The sequence below is a fragment of the Crocosphaera chwakensis CCY0110 genome (assembly GCF_000169335.1).
Taxonomy (GTDB): Bacteria; Cyanobacteriota; Cyanobacteriia; order Cyanobacteriales; family Microcystaceae; genus Crocosphaera; species Crocosphaera chwakensis.
Genome location: NZ_AAXW01000014.1, coordinates 30,208 through 52,881, shown reverse-complemented (window position 1 = coordinate 52,881; position 22,674 = coordinate 30,208). Strand labels below are relative to the sequence as shown.

Annotated in this window: 39 protein-coding genes and 1 pseudogene; 7 read left to right on the top strand and 33 right to left on the bottom strand. The window is 40.5% G+C overall.

All coding sequences use genetic code 11. The annotated features are described in order from the left end of the window. Positions 1-109: 109 nt before the first annotated feature. Positions 110-1,179, top strand: a pseudogene (locus tag CY0110_RS29605) (IS630 family transposase). On the opposite strand, the gene CY0110_RS11060 reads toward CY0110_RS29605, so the two are convergent. Beyond that, positions 1,115-1,699 (bottom strand): glutathione S-transferase family protein, encoded by a 585-nt coding sequence (locus CY0110_RS11060; RefSeq protein WP_008275511.1) that lies wholly within the window; start codon positions 1,697-1,699, stop codon positions 1,115-1,117. The pseudogene CY0110_RS29605 and the gene CY0110_RS11060 sit on opposite strands and share 65 nt — an antisense overlap. A gap of 27 nt (positions 1,700-1,726) precedes the next feature. On the opposite strand from CY0110_RS11060, the gene ispF reads away from it, so the two are divergent. Further along, complete coding sequence (gene ispF, locus CY0110_RS11055) at positions 1,727-2,206, top strand: 2-C-methyl-D-erythritol 2,4-cyclodiphosphate synthase (protein ID WP_008275510.1); 480 nt, start codon at positions 1,727-1,729, stop codon at positions 2,204-2,206. Here ispF and CY0110_RS11050 read toward each other — a convergent pair. Both CY0110_RS11050 and CY0110_RS11045 read right to left on the bottom strand, forming a co-directional pair. Then, the gene (locus CY0110_RS11050; protein ID WP_008275509.1) at positions 2,196-2,753 is read right to left on the bottom strand and encodes a (2Fe-2S) ferredoxin domain-containing protein; all 558 of its coding nucleotides are present in this window, start codon (positions 2,751-2,753) and stop codon (positions 2,196-2,198) included. The genes ispF and CY0110_RS11050 overlap by 11 nt on opposite strands. Positions 2,754-2,786: 33 nt before the next feature. Beyond that, entirely contained in the window at positions 2,787-3,038 is a 252-nt protein-coding gene (locus CY0110_RS11045) for an Asr1405/Asl0597 family protein (protein ID WP_008275508.1), read from the bottom strand. 247 nt (positions 3,039-3,285) lie between these two features. Here CY0110_RS11045 and dpsA point away from each other — a divergent pair, with 247 nt between their 5' ends. Continuing rightward, complete coding sequence (gene dpsA, locus CY0110_RS11040; protein WP_008275507.1) at positions 3,286-3,837, top strand: DNA starvation/stress protection protein DpsA; 552 nt, start codon at positions 3,286-3,288, stop codon at positions 3,835-3,837. Positions 3,838-3,993: 156 nt separating this feature from the next. On the opposite strand, the gene CY0110_RS11035 is transcribed toward dpsA, so the two are convergent. Next, complete coding sequence (locus CY0110_RS11035; RefSeq protein ID WP_035799143.1) at positions 3,994-4,320, bottom strand: septal ring lytic transglycosylase RlpA family protein; 327 nt, start codon at positions 4,318-4,320, stop codon at positions 3,994-3,996. Positions 4,321-4,500: 180 nt separating this feature from the next. Between CY0110_RS11035 and CY0110_RS11030 the strand changes: the two genes are divergently transcribed. The 4 genes from CY0110_RS11030 to CY0110_RS11015 all read left to right on the top strand — a co-directional run bounded on the left by CY0110_RS11030 (position 4,501) and on the right by CY0110_RS11015 (position 6,469). Beyond that, entirely contained in the window at positions 4,501-5,259 is a 759-nt protein-coding gene (locus tag CY0110_RS11030; RefSeq protein ID WP_035799140.1) for a tetratricopeptide repeat protein, read from the top strand. A gap of 109 nt (positions 5,260-5,368) precedes the next feature. Continuing rightward, positions 5,369-5,566, top strand: coding sequence for a heavy-metal-associated domain-containing protein (locus CY0110_RS11025; protein WP_008275503.1), 198 nt, complete (start codon positions 5,369-5,371; stop codon positions 5,564-5,566). Positions 5,567-5,697: 131 nt separating this feature from the next. Beyond that, positions 5,698-6,120, top strand: coding sequence for a VOC family protein (locus CY0110_RS11020; protein WP_008275502.1), 423 nt, complete (start codon positions 5,698-5,700; stop codon positions 6,118-6,120). Positions 6,121-6,169: 49 nt separating this feature from the next. Then, positions 6,170-6,469: a hypothetical protein gene (locus CY0110_RS11015; RefSeq protein WP_008275501.1), complete on the top strand. Its 300-nt coding sequence runs from the start codon at positions 6,170-6,172 to the stop codon at positions 6,467-6,469. On the opposite strand, the gene CY0110_RS11010 is transcribed toward CY0110_RS11015, so the two are convergent. The 29 genes from CY0110_RS11010 to rplB all read right to left on the bottom strand — a co-directional run bounded on the left by CY0110_RS11010 (position 6,466) and on the right by rplB (position 22,588). Continuing rightward, positions 6,466-6,828 carry a VOC family protein gene (locus CY0110_RS11010; RefSeq protein ID WP_008275500.1) on the bottom strand — a complete coding sequence of 121 codons (363 nt, stop codon included), beginning with the start codon at positions 6,826-6,828 and terminating at the stop codon, positions 6,466-6,468. The two genes, CY0110_RS11015 and CY0110_RS11010, sit on opposite strands and share 4 nt — an antisense overlap. 46 nt (positions 6,829-6,874) lie before the next feature. Continuing rightward, positions 6,875-7,984 (bottom strand): peptide chain release factor 1, encoded by a 1,110-nt coding sequence (gene prfA, locus CY0110_RS11005; protein WP_008275499.1) that lies wholly within the window; start codon positions 7,982-7,984, stop codon positions 6,875-6,877. 142 nt (positions 7,985-8,126) lie between these two features. Further along, the gene (gene rpmE, locus CY0110_RS11000; protein WP_008275498.1) at positions 8,127-8,381 is read right to left on the bottom strand and encodes a 50S ribosomal protein L31; all 255 of its coding nucleotides are present in this window, start codon (positions 8,379-8,381) and stop codon (positions 8,127-8,129) included. A 38-nt stretch (positions 8,382-8,419) separates the two neighbouring features. Beyond that, complete coding sequence (gene rpsI / locus CY0110_RS10995; protein WP_008275497.1) at positions 8,420-8,833, bottom strand: 30S ribosomal protein S9; 414 nt, start codon at positions 8,831-8,833, stop codon at positions 8,420-8,422. Continuing rightward, entirely contained in the window at positions 8,833-9,288 is a 456-nt protein-coding gene (gene rplM / locus CY0110_RS10990) for a 50S ribosomal protein L13 (RefSeq protein WP_008275496.1), read from the bottom strand. Before rplM ends, rpsI begins: the two co-directional genes overlap by 1 nt. A gap of 68 nt (positions 9,289-9,356) precedes the next feature. Continuing rightward, a complete protein-coding gene (gene truA / locus CY0110_RS10985; protein ID WP_008275495.1) occupies positions 9,357-10,214 on the bottom strand; it encodes a tRNA pseudouridine(38-40) synthase TruA in 858 nt (285 codons plus the stop codon). A 37-nt stretch (positions 10,215-10,251) separates the two neighbouring features. After that, positions 10,252-10,602, bottom strand: coding sequence for a 50S ribosomal protein L17 (gene rplQ / locus CY0110_RS10980; RefSeq protein ID WP_008275494.1), 351 nt, complete (start codon positions 10,600-10,602; stop codon positions 10,252-10,254). A gap of 76 nt (positions 10,603-10,678) precedes the next feature. After that, a complete protein-coding gene (locus CY0110_RS10975) occupies positions 10,679-11,623 on the bottom strand; it encodes a DNA-directed RNA polymerase subunit alpha (RefSeq protein ID WP_008275493.1) in 945 nt (314 codons plus the stop codon). 102 nt (positions 11,624-11,725) lie between these two features. Further along, positions 11,726-12,118, bottom strand: coding sequence for a 30S ribosomal protein S11 (rpsK, locus tag CY0110_RS10970; RefSeq protein WP_008275492.1), 393 nt, complete (start codon positions 12,116-12,118; stop codon positions 11,726-11,728). 48 nt (positions 12,119-12,166) lie between these two features. Next, positions 12,167-12,550, bottom strand: a complete 384-nt coding sequence (rpsM, locus tag CY0110_RS10965) for a 30S ribosomal protein S13 (protein ID WP_008275491.1) — start codon at positions 12,548-12,550, stop codon at positions 12,167-12,169. A 68-nt stretch (positions 12,551-12,618) separates the two neighbouring features. Then, positions 12,619-12,732, bottom strand: coding sequence for a 50S ribosomal protein L36 (gene rpmJ / locus CY0110_RS28555; RefSeq protein WP_008275490.1), 114 nt, complete (start codon positions 12,730-12,732; stop codon positions 12,619-12,621). 116 nt (positions 12,733-12,848) lie between these two features. Next, positions 12,849-13,079, bottom strand: coding sequence for a translation initiation factor IF-1 (infA, locus tag CY0110_RS10960; RefSeq protein WP_007306424.1), 231 nt, complete (start codon positions 13,077-13,079; stop codon positions 12,849-12,851). 157 nt (positions 13,080-13,236) lie between these two features. Next, positions 13,237-13,797, bottom strand: a complete 561-nt coding sequence (locus CY0110_RS10955; protein WP_008275489.1) for an adenylate kinase — start codon at positions 13,795-13,797, stop codon at positions 13,237-13,239. A gap of 74 nt (positions 13,798-13,871) precedes the next feature. Continuing rightward, on the bottom strand, positions 13,872-15,188 hold the full coding sequence (gene secY, locus CY0110_RS10950; RefSeq protein ID WP_008275488.1) for a preprotein translocase subunit SecY: 1,317 nt from the start codon (positions 15,186-15,188) through the stop codon (positions 13,872-13,874). 199 nt (positions 15,189-15,387) lie between these two features. Continuing rightward, entirely contained in the window at positions 15,388-15,864 is a 477-nt protein-coding gene (rplO, locus tag CY0110_RS10945; RefSeq protein WP_008275487.1) for a 50S ribosomal protein L15, read from the bottom strand. 20 nt (positions 15,865-15,884) lie between these two features. Then, a complete protein-coding gene (rpsE, locus tag CY0110_RS10940) occupies positions 15,885-16,406 on the bottom strand; it encodes a 30S ribosomal protein S5 (protein WP_008275486.1) in 522 nt (173 codons plus the stop codon). Positions 16,407-16,448: 42 nt separating this feature from the next. Beyond that, positions 16,449-16,811: a 50S ribosomal protein L18 gene (gene rplR, locus CY0110_RS10935; protein ID WP_008275485.1), complete on the bottom strand. Its 363-nt coding sequence runs from the start codon at positions 16,809-16,811 to the stop codon at positions 16,449-16,451. A 2-nt stretch (positions 16,812-16,813) separates the two neighbouring features. Next, positions 16,814-17,353 carry a 50S ribosomal protein L6 gene (gene rplF, locus CY0110_RS10930; RefSeq protein ID WP_008275484.1) on the bottom strand — a complete coding sequence of 180 codons (540 nt, stop codon included), beginning with the start codon at positions 17,351-17,353 and terminating at the stop codon, positions 16,814-16,816. A gap of 69 nt (positions 17,354-17,422) precedes the next feature. Beyond that, on the bottom strand, positions 17,423-17,824 hold the full coding sequence (gene rpsH / locus CY0110_RS10925; protein WP_008275483.1) for a 30S ribosomal protein S8: 402 nt from the start codon (positions 17,822-17,824) through the stop codon (positions 17,423-17,425). Between the two features lie 38 nt (positions 17,825-17,862). Further along, on the bottom strand, positions 17,863-18,408 hold the full coding sequence (rplE, locus tag CY0110_RS10920; RefSeq protein ID WP_008275482.1) for a 50S ribosomal protein L5: 546 nt from the start codon (positions 18,406-18,408) through the stop codon (positions 17,863-17,865). Between the two features lie 167 nt (positions 18,409-18,575). Beyond that, positions 18,576-18,920: a 50S ribosomal protein L24 gene (gene rplX / locus CY0110_RS10915; protein ID WP_008275480.1), complete on the bottom strand. Its 345-nt coding sequence runs from the start codon at positions 18,918-18,920 to the stop codon at positions 18,576-18,578. Positions 18,921-18,922: 2 nt separating this feature from the next. Then, positions 18,923-19,291, bottom strand: coding sequence for a 50S ribosomal protein L14 (rplN, locus tag CY0110_RS10910; RefSeq protein WP_008275479.1), 369 nt, complete (start codon positions 19,289-19,291; stop codon positions 18,923-18,925). A gap of 17 nt (positions 19,292-19,308) precedes the next feature. Next, the gene (gene rpsQ, locus CY0110_RS10905) at positions 19,309-19,551 is read right to left on the bottom strand and encodes a 30S ribosomal protein S17 (RefSeq protein ID WP_008275478.1); all 243 of its coding nucleotides are present in this window, start codon (positions 19,549-19,551) and stop codon (positions 19,309-19,311) included. Between the two features lie 8 nt (positions 19,552-19,559). Next, the gene (rpmC, locus tag CY0110_RS10900; RefSeq protein WP_008275477.1) at positions 19,560-19,796 is read right to left on the bottom strand and encodes a 50S ribosomal protein L29; all 237 of its coding nucleotides are present in this window, start codon (positions 19,794-19,796) and stop codon (positions 19,560-19,562) included. Between the two features lie 3 nt (positions 19,797-19,799). After that, positions 19,800-20,219 carry a 50S ribosomal protein L16 gene (rplP, locus tag CY0110_RS10895; protein ID WP_008275476.1) on the bottom strand — a complete coding sequence of 140 codons (420 nt, stop codon included), beginning with the start codon at positions 20,217-20,219 and terminating at the stop codon, positions 19,800-19,802. 38 nt (positions 20,220-20,257) lie between these two features. Further along, a complete protein-coding gene (gene rpsC / locus CY0110_RS10890; protein WP_008275475.1) occupies positions 20,258-20,983 on the bottom strand; it encodes a 30S ribosomal protein S3 in 726 nt (241 codons plus the stop codon). Positions 20,984-21,005: 22 nt separating this feature from the next. Beyond that, on the bottom strand, positions 21,006-21,368 hold the full coding sequence (gene rplV / locus CY0110_RS10885) for a 50S ribosomal protein L22 (RefSeq protein WP_008275474.1): 363 nt from the start codon (positions 21,366-21,368) through the stop codon (positions 21,006-21,008). Positions 21,369-21,456: 88 nt separating this feature from the next. Further along, positions 21,457-21,735 (bottom strand): 30S ribosomal protein S19, encoded by a 279-nt coding sequence (rpsS, locus tag CY0110_RS10880; protein WP_008275473.1) that lies wholly within the window; start codon positions 21,733-21,735, stop codon positions 21,457-21,459. Positions 21,736-21,760: 25 nt separating this feature from the next. After that, on the bottom strand, positions 21,761-22,588 hold the full coding sequence (gene rplB / locus CY0110_RS10875; protein ID WP_008275471.1) for a 50S ribosomal protein L2: 828 nt from the start codon (positions 22,586-22,588) through the stop codon (positions 21,761-21,763). Positions 22,589-22,674 lie beyond the last annotated feature (86 nt).

Here is a 22,674-nt window from a genome sequence, read left to right as displayed (position 1 = left end):
TGCTACAAGGGGAAAATGTTATGGTTGAGTGCTTTTTTAGATTAGGATCGTTATATAGCAATCAGGAATGAGATGTGAGAGAATAAAAAAGAAGTAAATCTAGACTAAAATGAAAGAATTAGATACCTTTATCTCCTCCAATCCTGATCCAAGAGAGTTAAAACGAGCGATTGCCGTTAGGATGACATTAAGGGGACACCCACATCGGGAAATCATGAAGATTTTACGAGTTTCTTCAGGTTTTATTAGTAAATGGAAACAAGCATTTGTGATCAATGGAATTGAGGGAATAAAGCTTGGTTATCAAGGCTCATTTGCTTATCTAAATTCAGAAGAAAAAACACAAGTTATCTCTTGGCTAAAAGAGAAGAATACTTGGAATCTCAATGAACTAGAATATTACATAGCTGAACAATTCAATGTAACATTTTCTGCCAAGTCTAGTTACTACGATTTGTTTCATGAAGCGGGAATATCATGGAAAAAGTCTCAAAAAACGAACCCAAGGAAAGATCCAGAACCAGTAGCTAGAAAAAAGCGGTGCGACCCCGCTGCGGTTTCCGCAGCTAGGGAAGGCGCACCAAGAAAAAAGAAATTGAACAGTTTTTAGAAATCAATAGAAAAAAGATTGAATCAGAGGAATTACTTGTCTTTTTTTTGGATGAATGTCATTTAGTTTGGGGAGATATTTGTGGATATGTTTGGGGGAAAACTGAGATGAGGATTGAGATACCCATCAAAAATGAGAAACAAAAACAAACTTATTATGGAGCGATGAACTATTGAACTGGAAAAGTAATTACTAAAGAATACTTACAAGGAAATACTATCAAATTTGTCTCAGAATTAATTAAAGAAAACAAAAACAAAAAACTTGTTCTCATTTGGGATGGAGCTACTTATCACCGCAGTCAAGAATGGAGAGAGTATTTAGACAAGATTAATCAAGGAAACAGTGAAGAGGAATGGTTAATAAGATGTATTCGTTTGGCTCCTCATGCTCCTGAACAAAATCCCATTGAAGATGTTTGGCTACAAGGGAAAGAAATGGTGAGAAAATATTGGAATCTCTGCCCTAATTTTAAGAGAGTAAAATGGTTATTTTCTTGGACAATTAATCAAGGAATATTTCATTACGTTTTAACCAAGCTTGAATGGCAGGAAATTTTGTTAAATTAAATCCTCCTTCTTCAGCGACATGAGTGTAAGCATAAAGTGCAATATCAGCAATCGTATAGGTTTTCCCTACGAAAAAATCTTGCTTTTTAAGATGGTTTTCCATTACATTAAGTGCAGCATAGCCTAAAACTTGTTTTTGTTCTAAAGCTTGTTTATATTCTCTTTCTTTTCCTAAAATTGATATCCAATAGCGAGACGTTGCAATATTCGGTTCATGACTATATTGTTCAAAAAAAAGCCATTGCATTACTTGTGCTTGCTCAAAATGATTATCAGGAAAATAGCTAGTATTTTGACTTAAATAAAATAAAATAGCGTTAGACTCAGCTAAATATTGATGAGGAGAAATTTCTAATACTGGAATTTTTCCATTAGGATTTTTAGCTAAAAATTCTGGTGTTCTACTTTCGTTGTTCAAAATATTAACTTCAATTCGAGTAAAAGGGATTTGTAATTGAGTTAATAACAATCTCACTTTATAACTATTGCCTGATGGTAAAAAATCATATAATTTATACATTGTTTAATTAATGTAGAACGTTTTATCATGAACATTCGCATCGGTAACGGTTATGATATTCATCGTTTAGTCCCCGATCGCCCGTTAATTTTGGGTGGTGTCAAAATTCCTCATCACTTAGGGTTATTAGGACACAGCGATGCTGACGCGCTTACCCATGCCATTATGGATGCTATGTTAGGAGCATTAAGTTTAGGAGATATTGGTCACTATTTTCCACCTTCTGATCCTAAATGGTCAGGGGCTAACAGTTTATTATTATTACAACAAGTAGATGAGTTAATACAAGCAAAGGGTTGGCAAGTCGGTAATATCGATTCTGTGATTATTGCTGAACAACCAAAAATGAAACCCTACCTAGGGACTATGCAGGAAAAACTTGCCAACACTTTAAAGATCGATAATGATCAAGTAGGCATAAAAGCAACCACTAATGAAAAGTTGGGGCCAGTGGGGCGACAAGAGGGTATTGCTGTCTATACAGTAGTTTTGTTGGTCAAGTCGTAAAATGTTTATTTAATAATTGTTCTACTTCACGGGGTTGTACTTGGCAGTAACGAGCTTTATGAGGCATAATAACCACGTTGGGACCTTTCTTACACTGTTTTAAACATCCCGTTAACTTTACCTTAACGCGATCGCTTAATCCTTGTTGCTCTAATTTTTGTTCTAACTGTTGACAGACACTTTCCCCCCCTCGTTTCCAACAACTCGATTTTTGACAAACTAAAATTTTGCCAGTATCGGATGACTCGGTTTCTGATATAATAACGGCGCAAGGTTTGTCAGGATGTGGTAACAATTTGACCTGACTAGCTTCTAATTCAAAGACACCCTTTTTCTTCTTAAATTCTTGATTTCCTGTCACTTCTAACCAAGTTCCAGGAATCATATTTATATCTATTTCTGAGCGCAATTTTTTGGGAATTTTTAGCCAATATTCCTTTTCTTCTACTTTCATTCGTAGATATTTAATCTTGTCACCTTTTTTAATGATAAAACTTTCTAATTGACCCACCAGACGGAACTGAGATACTGTAGTAGTTTTTGACATAATTTTTTATTTAGAAATTCTTTAACTAATAATTTAACGTTTGTTAAGATTCCAGCAACTTTTGAGCCAGTCGATTAATTCTTGACGGGAAGCTGAATATTGTTTCGTTACACTCCACAGTTGAATCATAGCTGTGGGGCTGGATAAGTTAGCTTGTAGGGGTTTGTGGGTTTCACAAGAGCAGGGAATATCTAATTCCTGAAGCCGATGATAAACGATCCAGCGATCGCACCAATCAACTTCTACAACTTGCCTGGGTTCGAGAGGGAGGTTGGTTAAATTCATGGACTCAAGCAAATGAAGATAATTGTCATTGTTTCTTCACCTAGTGTAACAGACAAATGCAATATATTCTCAATTATTTTTCAAAAAAAATCCTAGCACAACTCAGGCTAGAAGGGACGGGGGAGTTCCCGTAGTTAGGCTAGATAAAAGTTAAATTTTTTTAGATGATTTTGCAGGCTCTTGATAAACTATTGCTAAAATGAGGTATTTTAATGATAGAAGTGTCGTTAAAAAGGGAATTACAGACATGGCAACTGCTCAAGGATTACTCCGTGCTTTTGGTGAAGTAGGAGAAAACCCCGTATTACTCGATAAAAGTGTCACTACTCCTGTTTGCGAAGGATTAAACCTACTTATCGCTAGTTTCCAAGGACTGTTTTTACAGTATGAAAAACATCATTTTGTGGTAGAAGGGTCAGAATTTTACTCTTTACACGAATTTTTCAGTGAAAGCTACGAAGACGTTCGCGGTCATGTTCATGATTTAGCCGAACGCTTAAACGGGTTAGGTGGTATTCCTGTAGCTAGTTTCAGTAAGTTAGCTGAACTGTGCTGCTTTGAACCAGAAGAAGATGGTATGTTTGACTGTCGTAAGATGGTTGAGAATGACTTAGCTGCAGAACAGGCTATTATTAAAGTATTACGTAGCCAAGCTGCTCAAGCGGAAAGCTTAGGAGACAGAGCCACTCGTCATCAACTGGAAGAGATTTTACTCGAAACTGAAGAACGGGCTTATCACTTAGACCATTTCCTAACCCATGATAGCTTAACCGTTGCTTTTGTTGGAAATGGCAACTAAGTTTTTGATAATCTGAATATAACTTAGATTTAGCTAGTGATTGCTGTGAGTCACTAGCTCTTTTATTATGAGTAATAAAGAGGCAATAAATAGATTACCTCTTCAACGATAAAATTTTGTTTTTGACGACAATAGTATGAAATACTTAAATTTTTATTAATTTAATACGTTAATTCTAACAGGGATTCTGCCTGATTTTAACGAGCCAATGGTTCTAAAGGCACTTTGAGATAAATCTAGACTACAACGACAACGATCTACAATGCGGACAACAACACTTTTTCCCGTTTTACGGTTGGTCACTTTAACTTTTGTCCCAAAAGGCAAACTAGGATGAGCAGCCATCATGGCATTATTATTAAAGCGTACTCCTGATGCTGTTTTTTGTCCTTGATAATGAGAAGCATAATAAGTTGCTGTTTGGGCCTGTATGGGCATGGCAGCTAACGCTATCATCAAGATAGATAATGATACTTTCTTCACGGTGTACTATTCCTCACCACACGATATACGTCTAGGCCAATATACCTAGTTATTCTTGTTTTGTCTAGTTGACAAAACAGTACGTTCTATGAGTATTGATCAATAGAGTCAGTATAGAGTTCCATTGGAATATTCAGCAGTGGCCAGTTAAAACCTTTTTAATAAACATAATTTAGTTCAATGTTTAATTATTTGCATCGAGTCGTTAGATTTCCTGTATTTTCTAGTTCATATACTCCCCAAAAAAAGAATACTTTTCCTAACTTCTTTTCATTAGGATTATCATTGTTAGTGATGAGTTTAATCATAGGTTGTAATAATCAATCATCGTCGGTTCCTATTGAATCTTCTGTATTGACAGTAGATACAGTAGAAATGGTGCAGCAAGGGATTGAAAAAAGTCGTCAAGGTAATTATGAAGCTGCTGTCAACGACTTTAATCAAGTCATTGCTCAAAATCCCCAAGATATTAATGCTTATTTTAATCGAGGATTTGCCTATAGTAGTTTAGGCCAATTTGAGCAAGCGTTAGCTGATTTTACCAAAGTCTTGAAACTCGATCCTCAAATGGTTCAAGCTTATGTTAACCGAGGTAATGTGTATCTACAATTAGGAGAAGATAAAAAAGCGATCGCTGATTATGAAAAAGCTTTGAAAATTAATCCTAACGATGCTTTCGCTCAAAATAACTTAGGACTTGCTCATCTTAACGCAGGAAGTCCAGAACTAGCAGAAATTGATTTCACTCAAGCAGTAACTATTGATCCAATGTATGGAGAAGCCTATTATAATCGAGGTTTAGCCTTGATTGATTTGGGGGAAACCAAAAAAGCGATCGCTGATTTTCAAAAGGCGGCCGAAATTTGGGACGAAATGGGAGAAAAAACGGCTTCTGAGGCTGCATTAGCAGAAATTAGTGCTTTAAAAGCAAGAAATTAATAATCGTATATCTTAACAAACTGTTTGTTAAGATATACCATAAGATATACTGACTTAGAGCATTATAAAATTAAAATCGAAGAGTAAAATTATCCTCAATTAATTGATTATGACTATCACTTTGAAAGTTCCTAGTATTGCTTGTGGTGGTTGCGCAGATACTATTACTAAAGCCATTGAAGTACACGAACCAGAAGCAAAAGTTTCTGTTGATGTAGATTCAAAAATGGTGACGGTAGATACTGATGCTTCTACAGAAACGATTAAAGAAATAATAACAGCATCTGGTCATACTGTTGGAGATTAGAGATTATTTGTTAATAGGGTGAGCAGCGAGTTGAAACATGATAATTAAGTGTAGACAATTATCTATTTTGTTCACCCTATTATCATTTTGAATATTAAAATAGTTAACCCAAAAAGAGGACATCTTAAAGGATGACGATTCGACCTTTTCATGTTGCTTTTCCCGTCATTAATCTAGAAGAAACCAGATATTTTTATGAGACGATTTTAGGGTGTACCGTAGGAAGAACTTCAGAAAATTGGATTGATTTTAATTTATTTGGTCATCAAATTACAGCACATCTTTGTTCTGAAAATAGTAAAAAAGTTTCGACAAATTTAGTAGATAGAAAACAAGTTCCTGTTCAACATTGGGGCGTAATTTTAGAAATGAAAGATTGGCAAGTTTTGTCTAAAAAATTAAAAGAATCTCAGATTAATTTTGTTATTGAACCTTATATTAGATTTAAGGGAGAAGTCGGAGAACAAGCAACAATGTTTTTTTTAGATCCTAGTGGTAATGCACTCGAATTTAAAGCTTTTCGTAACGATCAATCAATTTTTTCTACTTCATGATAACAGGATAATAATATTAAGTTAATTAATTTAAAAACACAAAATATTAATGGCCATTAAACAAGATTTAGTAGCACTTCTAGCAGACATTAATAAAAAATTAGATAGTTTACAGAAAGAGGTTAAAGATATCAAAATTGATTTAACAAAAGCAAAAGGAGATAGAGAAATTTTAAAAGTAGAAATTAATGCTCTCAAAGAAGAGGTAAAAGAAATTCAAACCTCACAACAAGATCGAATTTGGAGCTTAATTTGGGCGTTAACTTGGACATTAATCGGTATTTTAATTGCTACTGTTTTAGGCTTTTTAGTGATAGGAGGAAGATTTATCTTGCCAGGAGCTTTTTAAATTTGACTAATTTCTATCACATTACCATCAAAATCTTTTGTAAAACACGCTGCTCTTCCTGACTGACTCATTTGAACAGGATAACCACCACTTTGTAAACGAGCAATAATATCGCTGAGGTTATTAGTTCCTAGGGAAAAATGAGGATTTCTGCCCCATTTTTCTGGATTAGATAAGGTAAAATTAAAGCCAGGATGTACCATTAAATGAATTTGATAATCTCCAATTTGATACCAAACCCCAGGATATTTCAAATTGCGCTCAACCTTTTCTAACCCTAAAATGCTGCCATAAAATTGCTCTGCTTTCTCTAAATTAGACACCAAAATAGCAGTATGAAGACATTGAATAATAGTCATTCTTGATCCCCTTTCATCACTAAAAAACTGATCATTGATAACTATTTTAAATCGCTTCTGCTGTTTCAGGAGAATTAGCCAACTCTGCTAAACGTTCTTGTTGATCTTGAGAAATACAAGTTTCAATAATATTATCAATATTACCTTCTAACGCTCCTGCTAAGGCGAAGTTTTGCCCCAAACGATGATCTGTAACTCGATTATCTTTGTAATTGTAAGTGCGAATTTTTTCTGAACGGGATCCCGTTCCAACCTGCGATCGTCGCATGGAACTCACCGCCTCTTGTTGCTCCCGTAACTTGGCTTCATATAATTTGGCTCGTAAAATTTGCATCGCCCGTTCACGGTTTTGCAGTTGCGATCGCTCTTCGGTACAAAAAATACGAATGCCTGTTGGTTTGTGCATTAAATCGACTGCCGTTTCCACCTTGTTAACATTTTGTCCACCAGCACCTCCAGATCGCGCTGTGGTCATTTCAATATCTTTAGGATCGATTTGAATTTCTACCTCATCCACTTCTGGCATAATAGCTACAGTTGCCGTAGACGTATGAACTCTTCCCCCTGCTTCTGTCACAGGAACCCGTTGCACTCGATGCACTCCGGCTTCAAACTTGAGTTTACTGTAAACTTGATCTCCCGTAATTTCTAAGATAGCCTCTTTAAAGCCACCCATATCAGCTAAAGACTCGCTCACCAGTTTAACATTCCACTTTTGAGACTCAGCATAACGAGAATACATTCTCACTAAATCTCCCGCCCAAATACTCGCTTCATCTCCACCGGTTCCGGCGCGAATTTCTAACATGATATTCTTATCATCATTGGGATCACGGGGTAACAAGAGAATTTTTAACTGTTCTTCTAATTGTTGTAACTGTTCTTCTAACTCACTTACCTCCATAGCAGCCATTTCTCTCATTTCAGGATCACCACCAGCTTCTTTGACAATTTGTTTGGCTCCTTTTAACTCTTCTTGAGTTTCTTGCCAAGTTTTATAAGTATTAACTGTTTCTTCCAAAGATGATCGTGCTTTAGCAACTCGTTGTAATTCATCGGGGTTAGTAGCGATGTCAGGATCAGCCAAACGCCGAGTTAATTCTTGATAAGTTTGTTCAACGGATTGTAATTTTTCTAATAAATAGGATTCAGCCATAATATTTCTCTACTTCAATTTTTTAATCTAACAGTAGCTTAATTATCAGTTCTCAGTTGTCTCCTAATGTTACTATTCACTGAAAATTGATAAACAACAACCCAGCAGAAGCTCTGCTGGGTCAACGACGTTGTTTTTGTCGCTATTTTTCAGACGCATCTGCATCTGGAGCTTTTTTCTTGCTTTTTTTGCCAATCATAGCGTAACGTTTCTGGAAACGATCTACCCGTCCCTCGGTGTCAATAATCTTCTGAGTTCCAGTATAGAAAGGATGATTACCAGACCAAACTTCAACATTAATTTCGGGTTGAGTCGAGCCAACAGTCATCACCACTTCACCGTTACAGATAACCTTAGCTTCTGGATACCAAGTTGGATGAATATCAGGTTTTGCCATGCTATTTATCTCCTTACTAAATAGGTCTAATTGTTGATTTATCGTTTAGAGTATTGAGGAGCTTTACGCGCCTTGTGTAAGCCGTATTTTTTCCGTTCCTTAGCGCGAGGATCACGGGTTAAATAACCTTCTGCTTTGAGAGGAGGACGGTTTTCGGGGGCTAACTCACATAAGGCTCTAGCAACTCCTAATTTTACGGCATCGGCTTGACCCGTTAAACCGCCACCGTGAGCATTGACCAGGATATCATAATCATTTTCTAATCCTAGGGTTTCTAGAGGACCTTTAATGGCTTGAAGGTAATCAGGAATACGATTAAAGTAGATATTACCTGGTTTTTTATTGACAATAATTTCGCCACTGCCAGGAATCAGGCGAACCCTAGCCACTGCGGACTTCCGACGACCGGTTCCCCAATAAACGGCTTTTCCTTTATTTTCGGTTGCTTGCATTATTTATCTCCGTTGGGAATAGTATTTAAGGTTAATTCTTCAGGTTTTTGAGCTTGATGAGGATGATTTGGCCCTGGATACACTTTTAACTTTGTGAACAGTTGACGGCCTAAAGCATTTTTCGGCAACATCCCTTTAATCGCTTTTTCTATAATTCTCTCAGGAATTCGTTGTTGTAGCTTATCAAAGGTTTCAATTTTCATTCCCCCTGGTCTTCCAGAGTGACGGCGATATAATTTTTGAGTGCTTTTGCGACCGGTGACAACTACTTTATCAGCATTAATAATGATAACAAAATCCCCTGTATCCATGTGAGGGGTATAAGTCGGCTTATTTTTGCCTCGTAAAATTTTGGCGACTTCACAAGCGAGTCGTCCTAGACGCTGATCTGTTGCGTCGATAAGATACCATTTCTGGTCAAGTATTTCTGGTGATGGTGTAATTGTTTTAGTCATGGATAATAAGAAAGTAAAAAATTAACTAGAGTGTTTTTTAGTTGACATCAGGAGTTAGACAGTCAAGATTACTTCATAACTTCGCTGCATTTTTCCCTGTTCCCTGTAAAAACAAATAAAGGTTGAGTATCAAACCAAACCCAAGAAGGGAAAGGAAAATTAGGATAGCCCACTCTTAGTAAACATAAACCTTTAGCAGGGGCAGAATATTTAACTTGTTCACGCCGTTGATTTTGCCAAATTTCAGTAAAATTAGTTAGCGATCGCTTACCGCTTCCCACTTCCACCAATAGTCCCACCAGTAACCGTACCATTCCGTATAAAAATCCGTTGGCTTGGATTTCTAAATGAATAAATTGTCCTTGACGATAACATCGAGTCTCTTGGACTTCTACCCAAGAATGATGACGGTGAGAACCTGCTCGACGAAAGGCTGCTAAATGATGTCTTCCTAATAAAGGGGTTAATGCCTTTTGCATCAATTCCGCATCTAAAGGCTCATAATAATAGTGCCAACTAAAGGGTCTAACGAACAAATTCGGGCATTTATCCGTGTAAAAGCTATAACGGTAACGTCGCCACAAAGCTGAAAAGCGAGCGTGCCAAGTTAAGGAAACTTCGGCACACCCTCGAATTAAGATATCATCGGGTAAACGTTGGTTTAGAATCTCTACCCACCGTTGGGGAGGAATTGGGCTAATGTAGTCAAAATGAGCAACTTGAGCAGCTGCATGAACCCCTGCATCGGTTCGGCCTGCTCCGTGAATAGGAGTGTGATAGCCCAAAACTTCAGCAATGCTGCTTTCGATGACTTCTTGAACGGTACGCTGGTTAGGTTGTCTTTGCCAACCATGAAACCGACTTCCCTGATATTGAATTACCAGAGCCACTCGTTTTCGGTTTGGTTGTTGCTTTAAATTGTCCATAGACCAACCCTGTTACCGCTTTGATACAGAAATTTGCTTACATTAACTCAATAATGGCCATTTCCGCATTATCTCCCCGACGACGCATGGTTCGTACAACACGAGTATATCCTCCGTTACGGTTACTGTAACGTTCTGGGGCTTCAGCAAATAAGGCATGAACCAACTGTTTATCATAGAGATAACTAATTGCCCTACGGCGAGCAGCTAATGATCCATCCTTTGCTAAGGTGATCATTCGTTCTACTTCAGAACGCACTGCTTTAGCACGGGTTTTTGTGGTTTTAATTTGACCATGACGAATTAACTCTGTTGTCAGTGATCGCAATAGAGCTTTTCGTTGGTCGGCAGGTTTTCCCATTTGAGGGACACGACACCGATGACGCATTGTTGTTTTTCCTCCCTAAACTAATTGAACCGTCATGATGATCAATCACCCCTTTAAGGACATGATTGATCACCTATTAAGCTTTTGCTTTTTCTTGGGGTAAGGTAATCCCCAAACGTTTTTGTAAGGCTTCAATCACTTCTTCTGCCGATTTTTGCCCAAAGTTTTTAATTTCTAAGAGATCCTCTTGACTATAATCTAGTAAGTCTGCCACCGTGTTAATTTGCGCCCGTTTCAAGCAATTATAAGCCCGTACAGACAACTGTAGTTCTTCGATGGGAATCTGACTTTGAGGATTTTCTTCGTCTGGGTATTCGGGAACGGCTGTTTCGAGTTGATTAAGATCTTTGAGGGGATTAAATAAGTCTACTAAGATGTCTGCTGCTCTAGATAAGGCTTCTTTGGGGTTAAAACTCCCATTTGTCCAAATTTCTAACATCAGACGATCTTTAGCTTCTCCTTCTTCCCCGCGAATACTCTCTACGCTGTAATTTACCTTGGTTACTGGCATAAATACAGCATCAATCTGCAAAAAGTCGAGGGCCGTCGGTTCGTCGCTAGACCTTTCTACGGGTACATATCCCACGCCTTTCTCGATGCGAAATTCCATCTCTAGTTTTGCTCCCTCTGTCAGAGTAGCAATGGGTTGAGTGGGATTAATGACTTCTACTTCTGATGGTAAATCGAACTGACCTGCGGTGACATGGGCTGCTCCTGTGGCTACCAACCGACCGATTTGCGGCTGTTCCGTATAACTCTTGAGGACGATCTCTTTCATGTTTAACATGATTTCTAAGACATCTTCTCTGACCCCAGGAATAGTGGCAAATTCGTGATTTACCCCGCCAATGCGAATGGCTGTAACTGCTGTTCCTTCTAAGTTGGCTAATAATACCCGTCTGAGGGCATTGCCAACAGTTGTCCCTTGACCCCGTTCCAATGGTTCTAGAACAAATTTACTATATTGACTCTGATTTTTTTGAGTCTTAGATTCTATACACTCAATCTGAAATTGCGCCACGCTTAGTGACCTCCCTTCATTGTCAAATGCCTCCCAGACACGAACGATTGTGTCTGTCCTAACGCCAAATATTCATAGTGTGATGAAGATGGGTAACACTGGCTAAACTCGGCGTCGTTTTGGGGGACGACAGCCGTTATGGGGAATGGGGGTAACATCTCGAATTAGAGTAATTTCTAATCCAGCCCCTTGTAGTGCGCGGATGGCTGTTTCTCTGCCGGCACCGGGTCCGCTTACCATAACTTCTATTTGTCGCATTCCTTGGTCGATCGCTCGACGGGCTGCAGAGTCGGCTGCAGTTTGTGCAGCAAAGGGAGTTCCTTTTTTAGCGCCTTTAAAGCCACTTGCCCCAGCTGAAGACCAGGAAATTACATCCCCTCTCGTGTCAGAAATGGTGATAATAGTATTGTTGAAGGTGGACTGAATATGAGCCACACCATTAGGAACGTTTTTCTTTTGTTTTTTGGGTCCGCCTTTTTTCGTTGGTCGCGCCATAATCTTTCGCTGAAATTTTTCTCTAATTTAAGTGCCAATAAATGCTGATTATTTCTTAGAGGGAGCTTTTTTCTTCCCTGCGACAGTTACCCGTCTACCTCGACGGGTACGCCCGTTGGTTCTTGTGCGTTGTCCTCTGACGGGAAGCCCCTGACGATGACGACGGCCTCGATAGGTACCGATGTCAGCCAATCGCTTGATATTCATGGCTTCCCAACGTCTCAAATCCCCTTCGATTTGATAGTTGTTTTCGATACAAGCCCGTAATTTGGCTACATCTTCGTCGCTTAAATCTCGTACACGGGTGTCAGGGTTGACACCGGTTTCTTCTAAAATTTCTTGAGATCGTGATAAACCAATACCATATAGATAAGTTAAGCCAATTTCGACTCGTTTATCCCTTGGCAGGTCAACACCAGATATCCTTGCCACTTTTGTTTTCCCTCTTAGCGTGTTCTTGTTTGCCTAATGTTTTTCTGGTTGTGAAAGGAAATGTCATCCTAACCCTGACGTTGCTTGTGTTTTGGGTTAGTACACAGTACCATGACTTTCCCCCGTCGCCGTATGACGCGACATTTTTCACACATTTTTTTTACTGATGGTCTGACTTTCATGGATTTTTCTACAGCAGGACTGCAAGCTTATTATTATAGCAAATTTTGCTGGTTTGTGTCAGCTATAATAGTAATTTAAGAGAGACTAATGAGGGGATTTTTATCCCCCTAACATCTTACTTTTTACTACCTTTTAGCCGATAAGTAATTCTCCCTTTGGTGAGATCGTAGGGGGTTAATTCTACTTTAACCCGATCGCCTGGCAGAATTTTAATGTAGTTACGACGAATCTTTCCGGAAATATGGGCTAATACATTAAACCCGTTGTCGAGATCCACTCGGAACATAGCATTGGGAAGAGACTCGGTTACGGTTCCTTCCATTTCAATTAAGTCTTGTTTTGACACAATCTGATGCCTCAAATAGTATAATTAGGAAAAGATGAATTATCCTTATAATCGGACGTTTCTTTATCATAAAAGAAGGGTCACCATCAACTTTCCCTTACATATCTTAGCAAACCTCCTTATTGTTCTTGGCTTTTTACCGAATTTCATTGCCCTTTTAACTCACTACTTGTTTAAGAGTGGTAGTTACTTTGTCTAACTGACGGTTACCATCAATAGAAGATAATCTGTCGTGTTGACGATAATAATCAAGGACAGGTTGAGTTTTTTCTCGGTAAACTTCTAAACGACGGCGAATTGTCTGTTCGTTATCGTCTTTTCGCCCCCGTAGTAACAAACGATCAATAATCACTTCATCGGGAACGTCTAAATTGATCGCTTGTTGAGAAAACTTGCTTAATTTGTGAAGTAATTTATCTAAAAACTCAGCTTGGGGAACGTTACGCGGAAATCCATCTAAAATCCAACCCTGTTGAGCATCTTCTTGATTTAAGCGATTTTCAATTAAACCTAATAATAACTCATCAGGCACTAACTCCCCTTTATCTACATAAGTCTGAGCTTTTTGACCTAAAGGAGTTTGTTTGGCAATGGCTTCTCGTAACATTTCTCCTGTAGAAATATGGGGAATATTAAGCGCTTCTGATAATTGTTGGGCTTGGGTTCCTTTCCCTGAACCGGGCGGACCCAAAAAAATCAATCCCTTCCCTGTACTCATAATCTTGTTATTGTTGTATTAATTACTCTTTGAGAGTAGGGTTAAGGAACTTGTGGTTCCTCTTCCCCAATGTTTTACTGTTTAATCATGCCCTCATAACGTTGAGAGATGACATAGGTTTGAATTTGTTTAGCTGTGTCAATGGCGACACCAACGAGAATAAGAAGAGAAGTTGCTCCTAACCCTCGAAAGGTGGTAACGCCGGTTGCTCCTTCGACTAAAGTGGGAACCGTTGCCACAAAACTCAAAAAGATAGCTCCCAAGAAGGTTAAACGATTAAGAACTCCTTCTAGATACTCTTTTGTTTTTTCTCCTGGACGAATACCAGGAATACTAGACCCCATTTTTTTCAAGTTTTTTGACACATCTTCAGGGTTAACGATTAAAGAAGCGTAGAAATAACTAAAAAATAGGATTAACAGAGAATAAACTCCCACATAAACCCAAGTTCCTGGACGTAAAGCATTAGCCACTTGAATCAAAACTTGACTAAATGCCCCTTCATCTCCAAAAAATCCCGCTAAAGATTGGGGTAAAATTAACACTGCAGAGGCAAAAATAATGGGCATGACACCCCCTTGATTGAGTCTGAGGGGTAAGTAGCTGGTTCTTTCTCGGTAAAGCTTCCGTCCTACTTGACGACGGGCTGAGATAATTGGAATGCGTCGGGTTCCTTCTTGGACGAAAACGATACCCACAATCATGACCAAAAACACTAACAAGAGGATAACCACTTGTGCTACGGCTTGTCTGCCTCCCGTTTGGGCATAATCAATAGTTTGTCCGAGGGTTCTAGGTAAACTCGCCACAATGTTGACAAAAATTAATAAAGATGCGCCATTTCCGATCCCTCGCTCTGTAATTAACTCTGATACCCACATGACAAACATGGAACCCGCAGTTAATGCCAAAACAGTTTCAGGAACAAACCAAATGGTATCGGTTAAGGCATATTCCCGTAATAATCCCACCGTAATAGCTGTACTTTGAATTACAGCCCATCCAGCGGCCACATAACGGGTAATTTGGGAAATTTTTCGTCTTCCCGCTTCTCCTTCATTTTTCTGTAAATCTTCTAAAGAAGGAATAGCTGCAGTTAGCAACTGCATAATAATCGAGGCATTAATGAAAGGAAGAATTCCCAGAGCAAAAATGCCTAATGTGGAAATCCCACCCCCGGTGAAGATGTCCAAAAATCCCAAAACTTGGTTATTGCTAATAGCAGAAACAAATTTAGCCCGATCAATGCCAGGAATCGGAATAAAAATGCCAAAACGAATTAAAATTAATAAACCTATGGTAATTAACAACCGCCCTCGCAGGCCGGCTGCTTGTGCCATTTGTAAAAAGGTTTCTTGTGCTGTAGGTGTTTTCTCTCGACTGACAACCATTAATGGCAACCTCAGTGATCAACGATTATTTATTATTGGTGACATTTTACCAAACAATTAATAATTGATAATTAATAATTGATAGTTGATGATTTTGTTTAATTGGTTTTCTTTATTTGTCGAAGAAGCCAATTGTTTAATTGAGATAATTGAGAAACTAAACCTCTCCTCTAGAGGAGAGGTCATAATTTGGTATTCATTATTCGTTATCCCTAGGGGTGTCGGAGGTATCTGATAAATCTTGACAATTTCCTCCTGCACTTTCAATTTTGGCTTTAGCTGACTTTGTAAAGGCTGCTGCTTTAACCGTTAAAGCAACCGTTAATTCACCATCTCCTAACACCTTCAAAGGACCGTCATTACTAGTAATTAACCCAACTTCCATTAAACTTTCAAGGGTAACTTCGGTATTAGGGGATAAACTATTGAGCTTACCCACATTAATAATGGTGTAATGGCTAGGATTAACTAGGGGAAAGTGTTTTAACTTAGGAACCCGACGATAGAGAGGCATTTGTCCCCCTTCAAAACCGGCTTTTGTACCAGTACCGGAGCGAGATTTTTGTCCTCGCATTCCAAAGCCTCCACTGGCTCCTTGTCCGGCGGAGATGCCTCGGCCAATACGCCGACGGCGTTTAGTTGACCCTTTTTGGGGGTTGACTTCGTGTATTCTCATAGGATTTTCTGGATATCAATTTAAGTGTAAAGATGTTCTAGAGGTACTCCTCTTTCTTGGGCGACTTCTGAGAAAGTTCGTAAACCTTCGAGGGCATTAATTACGGCTCTAGCGTTGTTTAAGGGATTATTTGAACCTAACTGCTTGGCCAGGATATTTTTGAGTCCTGCTAGTTCTAAAACGGTTCTTACTGCACCCCCTGCAATTACCCCTGTACCAGGAGCAGCAGGACGAACAATAACTTTAGCTCCACCGGATACCCCTTTAGCGATGTGAGTAATGGAACTGGACTTAGTTAAAGAAACGTCAATAAGTTGTTTTTTGCCATCAGCAACCCCTTTACGGACGGCACCAATAACATCACCAGCCTTACCGACACCAACGCCGACTTGGCCTTTTTCATTGCCAACCACAACAATGGCGCGGAAGCTTAATTTTTTACCCCCTTTGACCACTTTACTAACACGACGAATTTGGATAACTCGTTCTTGCCAGTTGCTGTCTTTTGACTTATCTCGGTTACTTTTGCGACTTTTTGCCATAATAATTACCTTATTACTGAGGAAAAATATTAATGATTTGATTCAAAACTGTAATCCAGCTTCGCGGGCTGCTTCGGCTAAAGCTTTGACTCGACCGTGATATAAGTTACCTCCACGATCAAAAACCACTTGTTCAATGCCTTTAGCCATGCCTCTTTCGGCCACTAATTTGCCCACTTGTGCTGAGGCTTCACAGGTTGCTCCAGAAGATAGGCTGTTCCTTAAGTCTGGTTCTAGGGTAGAAGCGGCCGCTAAGGTATGTTGGGCTACATCATCAATAATTTGGGCATAAATATGATGATTGGAGCGAAAAACCGCTAAACGAGGACAGTCGGGAGTTCCACTGACTTTCCTGCGAATGCGTCGATGACGACGTTTTAAAGATTCTTTTCGTGTGGTTTTCATAATTATTTCTTACCTGCCTTACCTGCTTTGCGTCTAACGTATTCATCTTGATAACGAATTCCTTTACCCTTATAGGGTTCTGGGGGACGAACTCCCCGAATTTTGGCCGCGATGTTACCGACAATTTCTTTATCGATACCGCTAACGACGACTTGGGTGTTGTTTTCCACTGCGACGTTGATGCCTTTAGGCATGGTCATTTCAACGGGTTTACTGTAGCCTACATTGAGAGTTAGTTTAGTACCCTGTGCTTGGGCCCGATAACCAACCCCTTGAATGCTGAGACGTTTTTCAAAGCCTTTGGAAACCCCTTCGATCATATTAGAGACAAGGGTACGAAAAAGTCCATGACGTTCACGAGCGACACGAGAATCATCAACTCTTTGAACCAGAATCGTTTCTCCGTCTTGATTGACGGTTACTTGTGAGGGTAAATCTAATTCTAAGGAACCTTTAGGCCCTTTGACGGCGATGTGTTGCCCTTTTATGTCGATGGTGACTTTATTGGGCAGGGGAATGGGTTTTTTACCAATACGAGACATTTTTTTTATGGGTTATCTGTGATCACTGAGTTATTACTAGACTGTAAACACTCTAATAGCTTGCTCATGCTACCAAACGTAGCAAAGAACTTCGCCTCCGACGTTTTGACGACGGGCTTCTCTGTCGGTCATAATCCCTTTTGAGGTAGAAATAATGGCAATGCCAATGCCTCCTAAGACACGGGGTAAGTCTTTACGATTAGAGTAAACCCGTAACCCTGGTTTGCTCACCCGTTGTAGGGTGTTAATAATGGGTTGACGGCCCCGCGATTTATATTTTAGGGAAAGTACAAGATGTTTTTTCACCCCTTCTCCCACTTCTTCAAACCCCTCGATAAAGCCTTCTTCTTGAAGCACTTTAGCAATACTGCGGGTCATTTTGGTGGTGGGAACAACTGTGGTGGGGTGGCGTACCGCACAGGCGTTGCGGATACGGGTAAGCATATCTGAGATGATGTCGTTAGGTGCCATTATTGCTGATAAGTTTCTCCTGTAAAATAAGGGATTGACTAGGTGCGGAAGGGCATTCCCATTTCTTTGAGTAACGCACGGCCTTCTTCATCAGTCTGGGCTGTGGTAATGATGGAAACATCCATGCCCCGAATTTGATCGATGGTGTCGTAATCGATTTCTGGAAAAATCAGTTGTTCACGGATGCCAAGACTGTAGTTCCCCCGTCCGTCGAAGCTTTTGGGGCTAATGCCTCGAAAGTCTCTAATTCGGGGTAGGGCAAGGTTAATTAAGCGATCAAGAAAAGCGTACATTTTTTCTGAGCGCAAGGTCACCATTACCCCTACGGGCATTCCTTCGCGGATTTTAAAACCAGCGATCGCTTTTTTAGCACGAGTAACAACGGGTTTTTGTCCTGTTATCGTCTCTAATTCGCTAATAGAAGATTCTAGGGCTTTGGCATTTTGGGATGCTTCTCCTAGTCCTCGATTAATGGTGATTTTAGCGACTTTGGGGACTTGGTGAATGTTACTGTAACTAAACTGCTGTTGCAGTTTGGGAACAATGGTGTCTTGATAAAAGGTTTTAAGTCTCGGTTGAGCCATGATTAGTTTTCCTCATCCCTGGGCTTGGTCAGGGGCGATTAAATGATCGGTGGAAAATTAGGATTAGGTTTAAATAGCATGGGAGCAGGGAGTGTAGGAGCAGGGAGAAAGGCTTATGAATAGTAGAAAAATAAACATTTCTGTTGCTTGACCTAAATAACTCGAAGTTAATCGATAACTTCCCCTGTTTTTTTCAACATCCGTACTTTTTTACCTTCTTCGGTGAAGGTATAACTAATACGGCTGGCCACTTGTTCTTTAGTGGAGTACAACATAACGTTAGAGCTATGAATAGGAGCTTCAAAGGTAGCGATTTGTCCTGATTCTCCTTCTTGTTGGGGTTTAACGTGCTTGGTTCTGACGTTAACGCCCTGGACGACGATTTGACTGGTTTGGGGCATGGTTTTGATAACTTCCCCTACTTTTCCTTTATCTCGTCCTGAGATAACTTGAATGGTATCCCCTTTTTTAACGTGCATTTTGTAACGTTGAGGAGATTTTTTTTTGCTCATTTTTAGAGTACCTCCGGTGCTAAGGATACGATTTTTGTGTAGCTTTTATCTCGTAATTCTCTGGCCACTGGACCAAAAACACGGGTTCCTCTGGGGTTGCCGTCGGCGTTAATAATAACGGCAGCATTATCGTCAAAGCGAATGCTCATGCCACTAGCGCGATTAACGGGTTGACGAGTTCGCACAATGACGGCAGTAACAATATCAGAGCGTTTGATAGGCATATTGGGCAGGGCATCTTTGACGACGGCGACAATTTTATCCCCGATTTCTCCATAGCGACAATTGCCAGTTCCCAAGACCCGTAAGCACATTAGTTTGCGGGCTCCGCTATTGTCAGCGACATTAAGATAGGTTTGCTGTTGAATCACGGTAGTAATAGGGTCATTTAATGAGCGGTTAAAATGGTCTTAATTTCCCAGCGTTTGGTTTTGCTGAGGGGACGAGTTTCACGAATGCGGACGCGATCGCCTTCTTGACATTGATTTTCAGGATCGTGGGCTTTAAACTTTCTGGTTTTAACCACGATTTTTCCGTATTTGGGGTGAGGTGAACGGTTTTCTACCGCTACAACGGCGGTTTTATCCATTTTGGTGCTTACCACTACCCCAACTCTTTCTTTAATGGCCATAATTTAGCTTATGCCTCCTCTACTTCTGTAGATGATGACTGGTTAATATCGAGTTGTCTTTCCCGTTCTACGGTTAATAGTTGGGCCATCCGATGACGAGTATGTTTAAACTCGTGGGTGTTTTCTAACTGGCGAGTGGCTTGCTGAAACCGTAAGTCAAAGAGTTTACGCTTAGTGGCGATAATTTCTTCTGCCAGTTCTTCATCGTTAAGTTGTCGAACTTCGTCTATCTTGGGTAATGCCATGTTTTAGATATACTCCTCTTGGCGCGTAATAAACTTAGTTTTAATGGGAAGTTTTTGAGCGGCCAGGCGCATGGCTTCACGGGCGATAGGTTCAGAGACCCCTGATAATTCAAACATGATTCGCCCTGGTTTAACCACAGCCACCCAGTATTCTGGCGATCCCTTACCTGACCCCATCCGAGTTTCTGCTGCTCGCATAGTCACAGGTTTATCAGGGAACACCCGAATCCAAATTTTCCCCCCCCGTTTGATATAACGGGTCATGGCACGACGGGCAGCTTCGATTTGACGGGCGGTAATCCAGGAGGGTTCGGTGGCTTGTAAGGCGTACTCCCCAAAGTTGAGGGTGCTACCTCGGTGAGCTAGTCCTCTCATGCGCCCTCGTTGTTGTTTACGGAATTTGGTTCTTCTAGGACTTAACATGGGTGGTTAATGATACGGTTTAACTTAAAACGTCTTGATTATTCTTCATTAGAACGGTCTTCAAATTGTTGGGGTCGCCGTTTCTTTCTGGGGGTAGGGGCAGGAGCAGCCATGGCTTGTTCGTCTTGTCCTGGAATAATCTCTCCTTTGAAGACCCAAACTTTAACCCCTAAAATACCGTAAATGGTTTGGGCGGTACGATAGGCGTAATCAATGTCGGCTCTAAGGGTATGTAAAGGTACTCGTCCTTCTCTCACCCATTCACTCCGTGCAATTTCAGCCCCATTTAAGCGACCACCGACTTGAATTTTGATCCCTTTAACTTCTGCTCTTTGGGCTCGTTGAATGGCTTGACGAACCACACGACGAAAGGATACCCGTCGTTCGAGTTGTTGGGTAATATATTCGGCAATTAAAGCAGCATCAGCATCTACTCGGGATACTTCGATGACGTTGATGCGAATTTGACGATTTTCTCCGAGGGTTTGCTGTAAACCAGTTCGTAACTGTTCAATACCGCTTCCCCCTCTTCCAACTACAACGCCGGGTCTAGCAGTATGAATAGCAAGGTCGATTTGATCGGCTTTTCTTTGAATACGAATATCAGCAATACCAGCATTACTGAGATTTTTTTCAACATACTGCCGGATGGCTAAATCTTCTTGTAATAGTTCAGGATAGCGTCTCTTATCGGCATACCAACAGGATTTATGTTCTTTGGTAACACCGAGACGAAAACCGATTGGATGTATTTTTTGTCCCATATTCTTTGAGTGCTTAAGGTCGTTAGTTGTCTTCTATTTGGGGAGCGACGGCAATGGTAATGTGGCAGGTGGGTTTACGAATTTGATAGGCCCGTCCTTGCGCTCTGGGTCGATACCGTCTTAAACTCGGTCCTCCATCAGCGTAAGCTTTACTAACGACTAAGGTGGCTGGATCAAGTCCTTGATTATGTTCGGCGTTAGCTACCGCTGAGCGCAATAGTTTTAAAATTGGCTCACAGGCTCGATAGGGCATAAATTCGAGGATAATCAAGGCTTCTCGGTAAGAGCGACCTCTAATTTGATCGAGTACCCGTCTTACCTTAAAGGGGGACATCCGAATATAACGGGCTACGGCTTTGGCTTCTGTAGTTGTATCAACTGCCATAATGTTTGTGTCTATCTGTAACTTGTTATTTGAACAGGGAACAGAGCATACTTGTTATGCTTCGTGTTTTTTGATTCCTGCTTTTTTCTTATCGTCGAGCTTTTTTATCACCCTTAGCGTGTCCTCTAAAGGTACGGGTGGGGGCAAATTCTCCTAGTTTATGACCGACCATTTGTTCGGAAATAAAAATAGGAACGTGCTGTTTACCGTTATGGACAGCAATGGTATGACCAATCATGGCAGGGATGATGGTAGAAGCTCTAGACCAGGTTTTAATTACCTGTTTATCTCCTTTTTCATTGAGCTTTTCAATCTTAGTTAGTAGACTATCTGCAATAAAAGGGCCTTTTTTTAGGGAGCGACTCATAATAATTTCAACCTACTCTATGGTTTTAACGGCGACGGCGTACAATCAGGCGAGAACTGGCTTTTTTCTTATTTCGGGTTTTTGCCCCTAAAGCTGGTTTACCCCAAGGGGTCATTGGTCCACTTCTACCAACAGGAGCGCGTCCTTCTCCTCCGCCGTGGGGGTGATCAACTGGGTTCATGACGCTTCCTCTAACATGGGGCCTACGTCCTAAATGGCGGGTTCTACCTGCTTTTCCTAGCTTGATATTACGAGCTTCGGTGTTACCGACGCGGCCAATAGTGGCATAGCATTCTTTACGTACCATTCGCACTTCTTTGGACGGGAGTCGTAAGGTAACATAGTCTCCTTCTTTGGCGACTACTTGAGCAGCAGCCCCCGCAGCTCGTACCATTTGACCTCCTTTCCCAGCCACTAATTCGACGTTATGGACTTCTGTCCCTAAAGGAATTTTGTATAGGGGCAAGGCGTTGCCAACTTCAAAGGGGGAATCTTCCCCTGAAACCACTTCTGTGCCGACTGTGATACCAGCAGGGGCTAAAATATAGCGTTTTTCGCCGTCTGCATAGAATAATAGAGCGATACGAGCGTTACGATTGGGATCGTATTCGATGGCTGCTACTTTGGCAGGAACTCCATATTTGTCTCGTTTAAAGTCCACAATGCGGTATAACCGTTTATGACCACCGCCACGGTGACGACTGGTAATAACACCTCGGTTATTGCGCCCTTTTTTATTGTGCTTGTAAGTGGTTAGTGATTTTTCCGGCTTCCGTTTGGTAATGTCCGCGAAATCTGAGACAGATGCTTGTCTAGTTCCGGGAGTGTATGGCCGATAAGTACGAATACCCATGATTATTTTTTAGGTTTGGTCTACTAATTGAGTCGTTTGCTGATAACGACAGGATTCTATCAATGACTAAGTTACCTGTTACTCGA

What these genes read in the sequence shown, in the direction of transcription:
- CY0110_RS11060 (WP_008275511.1), bottom strand. Translation starts at nt 1,699, where the DNA reads ATGTATAAATTATATGATTTTTTACCATCAGGCAATAGTTATAAAGTG.
- rplF (WP_008275484.1), bottom strand. Translation starts at nt 17,353, where the DNA reads ATGTCTCGTATTGGTAAAAAACCCATTCCCCTGCCCAATAAAGTCACC.
- rpmC (WP_008275477.1), bottom strand. Translation starts at nt 19,796, where the DNA reads ATGGCATTACCCAAGATAGACGAAGTTCGACAACTTAACGATGAAGAA.
- secY (WP_008275488.1), bottom strand. Translation starts at nt 15,188, where the DNA reads ATGGTTGTCAGTCGAGAGAAAACACCTACAGCACAAGAAACCTTTTTA.
- rplE (WP_008275482.1), bottom strand. Translation starts at nt 18,408, where the DNA reads ATGGCTCAACCGAGACTTAAAACCTTTTATCAAGACACCATTGTTCCC.
- rpmJ (WP_008275490.1), bottom strand. Translation starts at nt 12,732, where the DNA reads ATGAAAGTCAGACCATCAGTAAAAAAAATGTGTGAAAAATGTCGCGTC.
- rplM (WP_008275496.1), bottom strand. Translation starts at nt 9,288, where the DNA reads ATGACTAAAACAATTACACCATCACCAGAAATACTTGACCAGAAATGG.
- rplB (WP_008275471.1), bottom strand. Translation starts at nt 22,588, where the DNA reads ATGGGTATTCGTACTTATCGGCCATACACTCCCGGAACTAGACAAGCA.
- rpmE (WP_008275498.1), bottom strand. Translation starts at nt 8,381, where the DNA reads ATGGCAAAACCTGATATTCATCCAACTTGGTATCCAGAAGCTAAGGTT.
- CY0110_RS11015 (WP_008275501.1), top strand. Translation starts at nt 6,170, where the DNA reads ATGGCCATTAAACAAGATTTAGTAGCACTTCTAGCAGACATTAATAAA.
- rplQ (WP_008275494.1), bottom strand. Translation starts at nt 10,602, where the DNA reads ATGCGTCATCGGTGTCGTGTCCCTCAAATGGGAAAACCTGCCGACCAA.
- rplP (WP_008275476.1), bottom strand. Translation starts at nt 20,219, where the DNA reads ATGTTAAGTCCTAGAAGAACCAAATTCCGTAAACAACAACGAGGGCGC.
- rpsK (WP_008275492.1), bottom strand. Translation starts at nt 12,118, where the DNA reads ATGGCGCGACCAACGAAAAAAGGCGGACCCAAAAAACAAAAGAAAAAC.
- CY0110_RS11030 (WP_035799140.1), top strand. Translation starts at nt 4,501, where the DNA reads ATGTTTAATTATTTGCATCGAGTCGTTAGATTTCCTGTATTTTCTAGT.
- rplR (WP_008275485.1), bottom strand. Translation starts at nt 16,811, where the DNA reads ATGAAAACCACACGAAAAGAATCTTTAAAACGTCGTCATCGACGCATT.
- CY0110_RS11020 (WP_008275502.1), top strand. Translation starts at nt 5,698, where the DNA reads ATGACGATTCGACCTTTTCATGTTGCTTTTCCCGTCATTAATCTAGAA.
- ispF (WP_008275510.1), top strand. Translation starts at nt 1,727, where the DNA reads ATGAACATTCGCATCGGTAACGGTTATGATATTCATCGTTTAGTCCCC.
- prfA (WP_008275499.1), bottom strand. Translation starts at nt 7,984, where the DNA reads ATGGCTGAATCCTATTTATTAGAAAAATTACAATCCGTTGAACAAACT.
- rpsQ (WP_008275478.1), bottom strand. Translation starts at nt 19,551, where the DNA reads ATGGCCATTAAAGAAAGAGTTGGGGTAGTGGTAAGCACCAAAATGGAT.
- dpsA (WP_008275507.1), top strand. Translation starts at nt 3,286, where the DNA reads ATGGCAACTGCTCAAGGATTACTCCGTGCTTTTGGTGAAGTAGGAGAA.
- rplO (WP_008275487.1), bottom strand. Translation starts at nt 15,864, where the DNA reads ATGAGAATACACGAAGTCAACCCCCAAAAAGGGTCAACTAAACGCCGT.
- rpsS (WP_008275473.1), bottom strand. Translation starts at nt 21,735, where the DNA reads ATGAGTCGCTCCCTAAAAAAAGGCCCTTTTATTGCAGATAGTCTACTA.
- CY0110_RS11050 (WP_008275509.1), bottom strand. Translation starts at nt 2,753, where the DNA reads ATGTCAAAAACTACTACAGTATCTCAGTTCCGTCTGGTGGGTCAATTA.
- truA (WP_008275495.1), bottom strand. Translation starts at nt 10,214, where the DNA reads ATGGACAATTTAAAGCAACAACCAAACCGAAAACGAGTGGCTCTGGTA.
- rpsE (WP_008275486.1), bottom strand. Translation starts at nt 16,406, where the DNA reads ATGGCAAAAAGTCGCAAAAGTAACCGAGATAAGTCAAAAGACAGCAAC.
- rpsC (WP_008275475.1), bottom strand. Translation starts at nt 20,983, where the DNA reads ATGGGACAAAAAATACATCCAATCGGTTTTCGTCTCGGTGTTACCAAA.
- rplX (WP_008275480.1), bottom strand. Translation starts at nt 18,920, where the DNA reads ATGAGCAAAAAAAAATCTCCTCAACGTTACAAAATGCACGTTAAAAAA.
- CY0110_RS10955 (WP_008275489.1), bottom strand. Translation starts at nt 13,797, where the DNA reads ATGAGTACAGGGAAGGGATTGATTTTTTTGGGTCCGCCCGGTTCAGGG.
- rpsI (WP_008275497.1), bottom strand. Translation starts at nt 8,833, where the DNA reads ATGCAAGCAACCGAAAATAAAGGAAAAGCCGTTTATTGGGGAACCGGT.
- rpsH (WP_008275483.1), bottom strand. Translation starts at nt 17,824, where the DNA reads ATGGCACCTAACGACATCATCTCAGATATGCTTACCCGTATCCGCAAC.
- rplV (WP_008275474.1), bottom strand. Translation starts at nt 21,368, where the DNA reads ATGGCAGTTGATACAACTACAGAAGCCAAAGCCGTAGCCCGTTATATT.
- CY0110_RS11025 (WP_008275503.1), top strand. Translation starts at nt 5,369, where the DNA reads ATGACTATCACTTTGAAAGTTCCTAGTATTGCTTGTGGTGGTTGCGCA.
- CY0110_RS11045 (WP_008275508.1), bottom strand. Translation starts at nt 3,038, where the DNA reads ATGAATTTAACCAACCTCCCTCTCGAACCCAGGCAAGTTGTAGAAGTT.
- CY0110_RS11010 (WP_008275500.1), bottom strand. Translation starts at nt 6,828, where the DNA reads ATGACTATTATTCAATGTCTTCATACTGCTATTTTGGTGTCTAATTTA.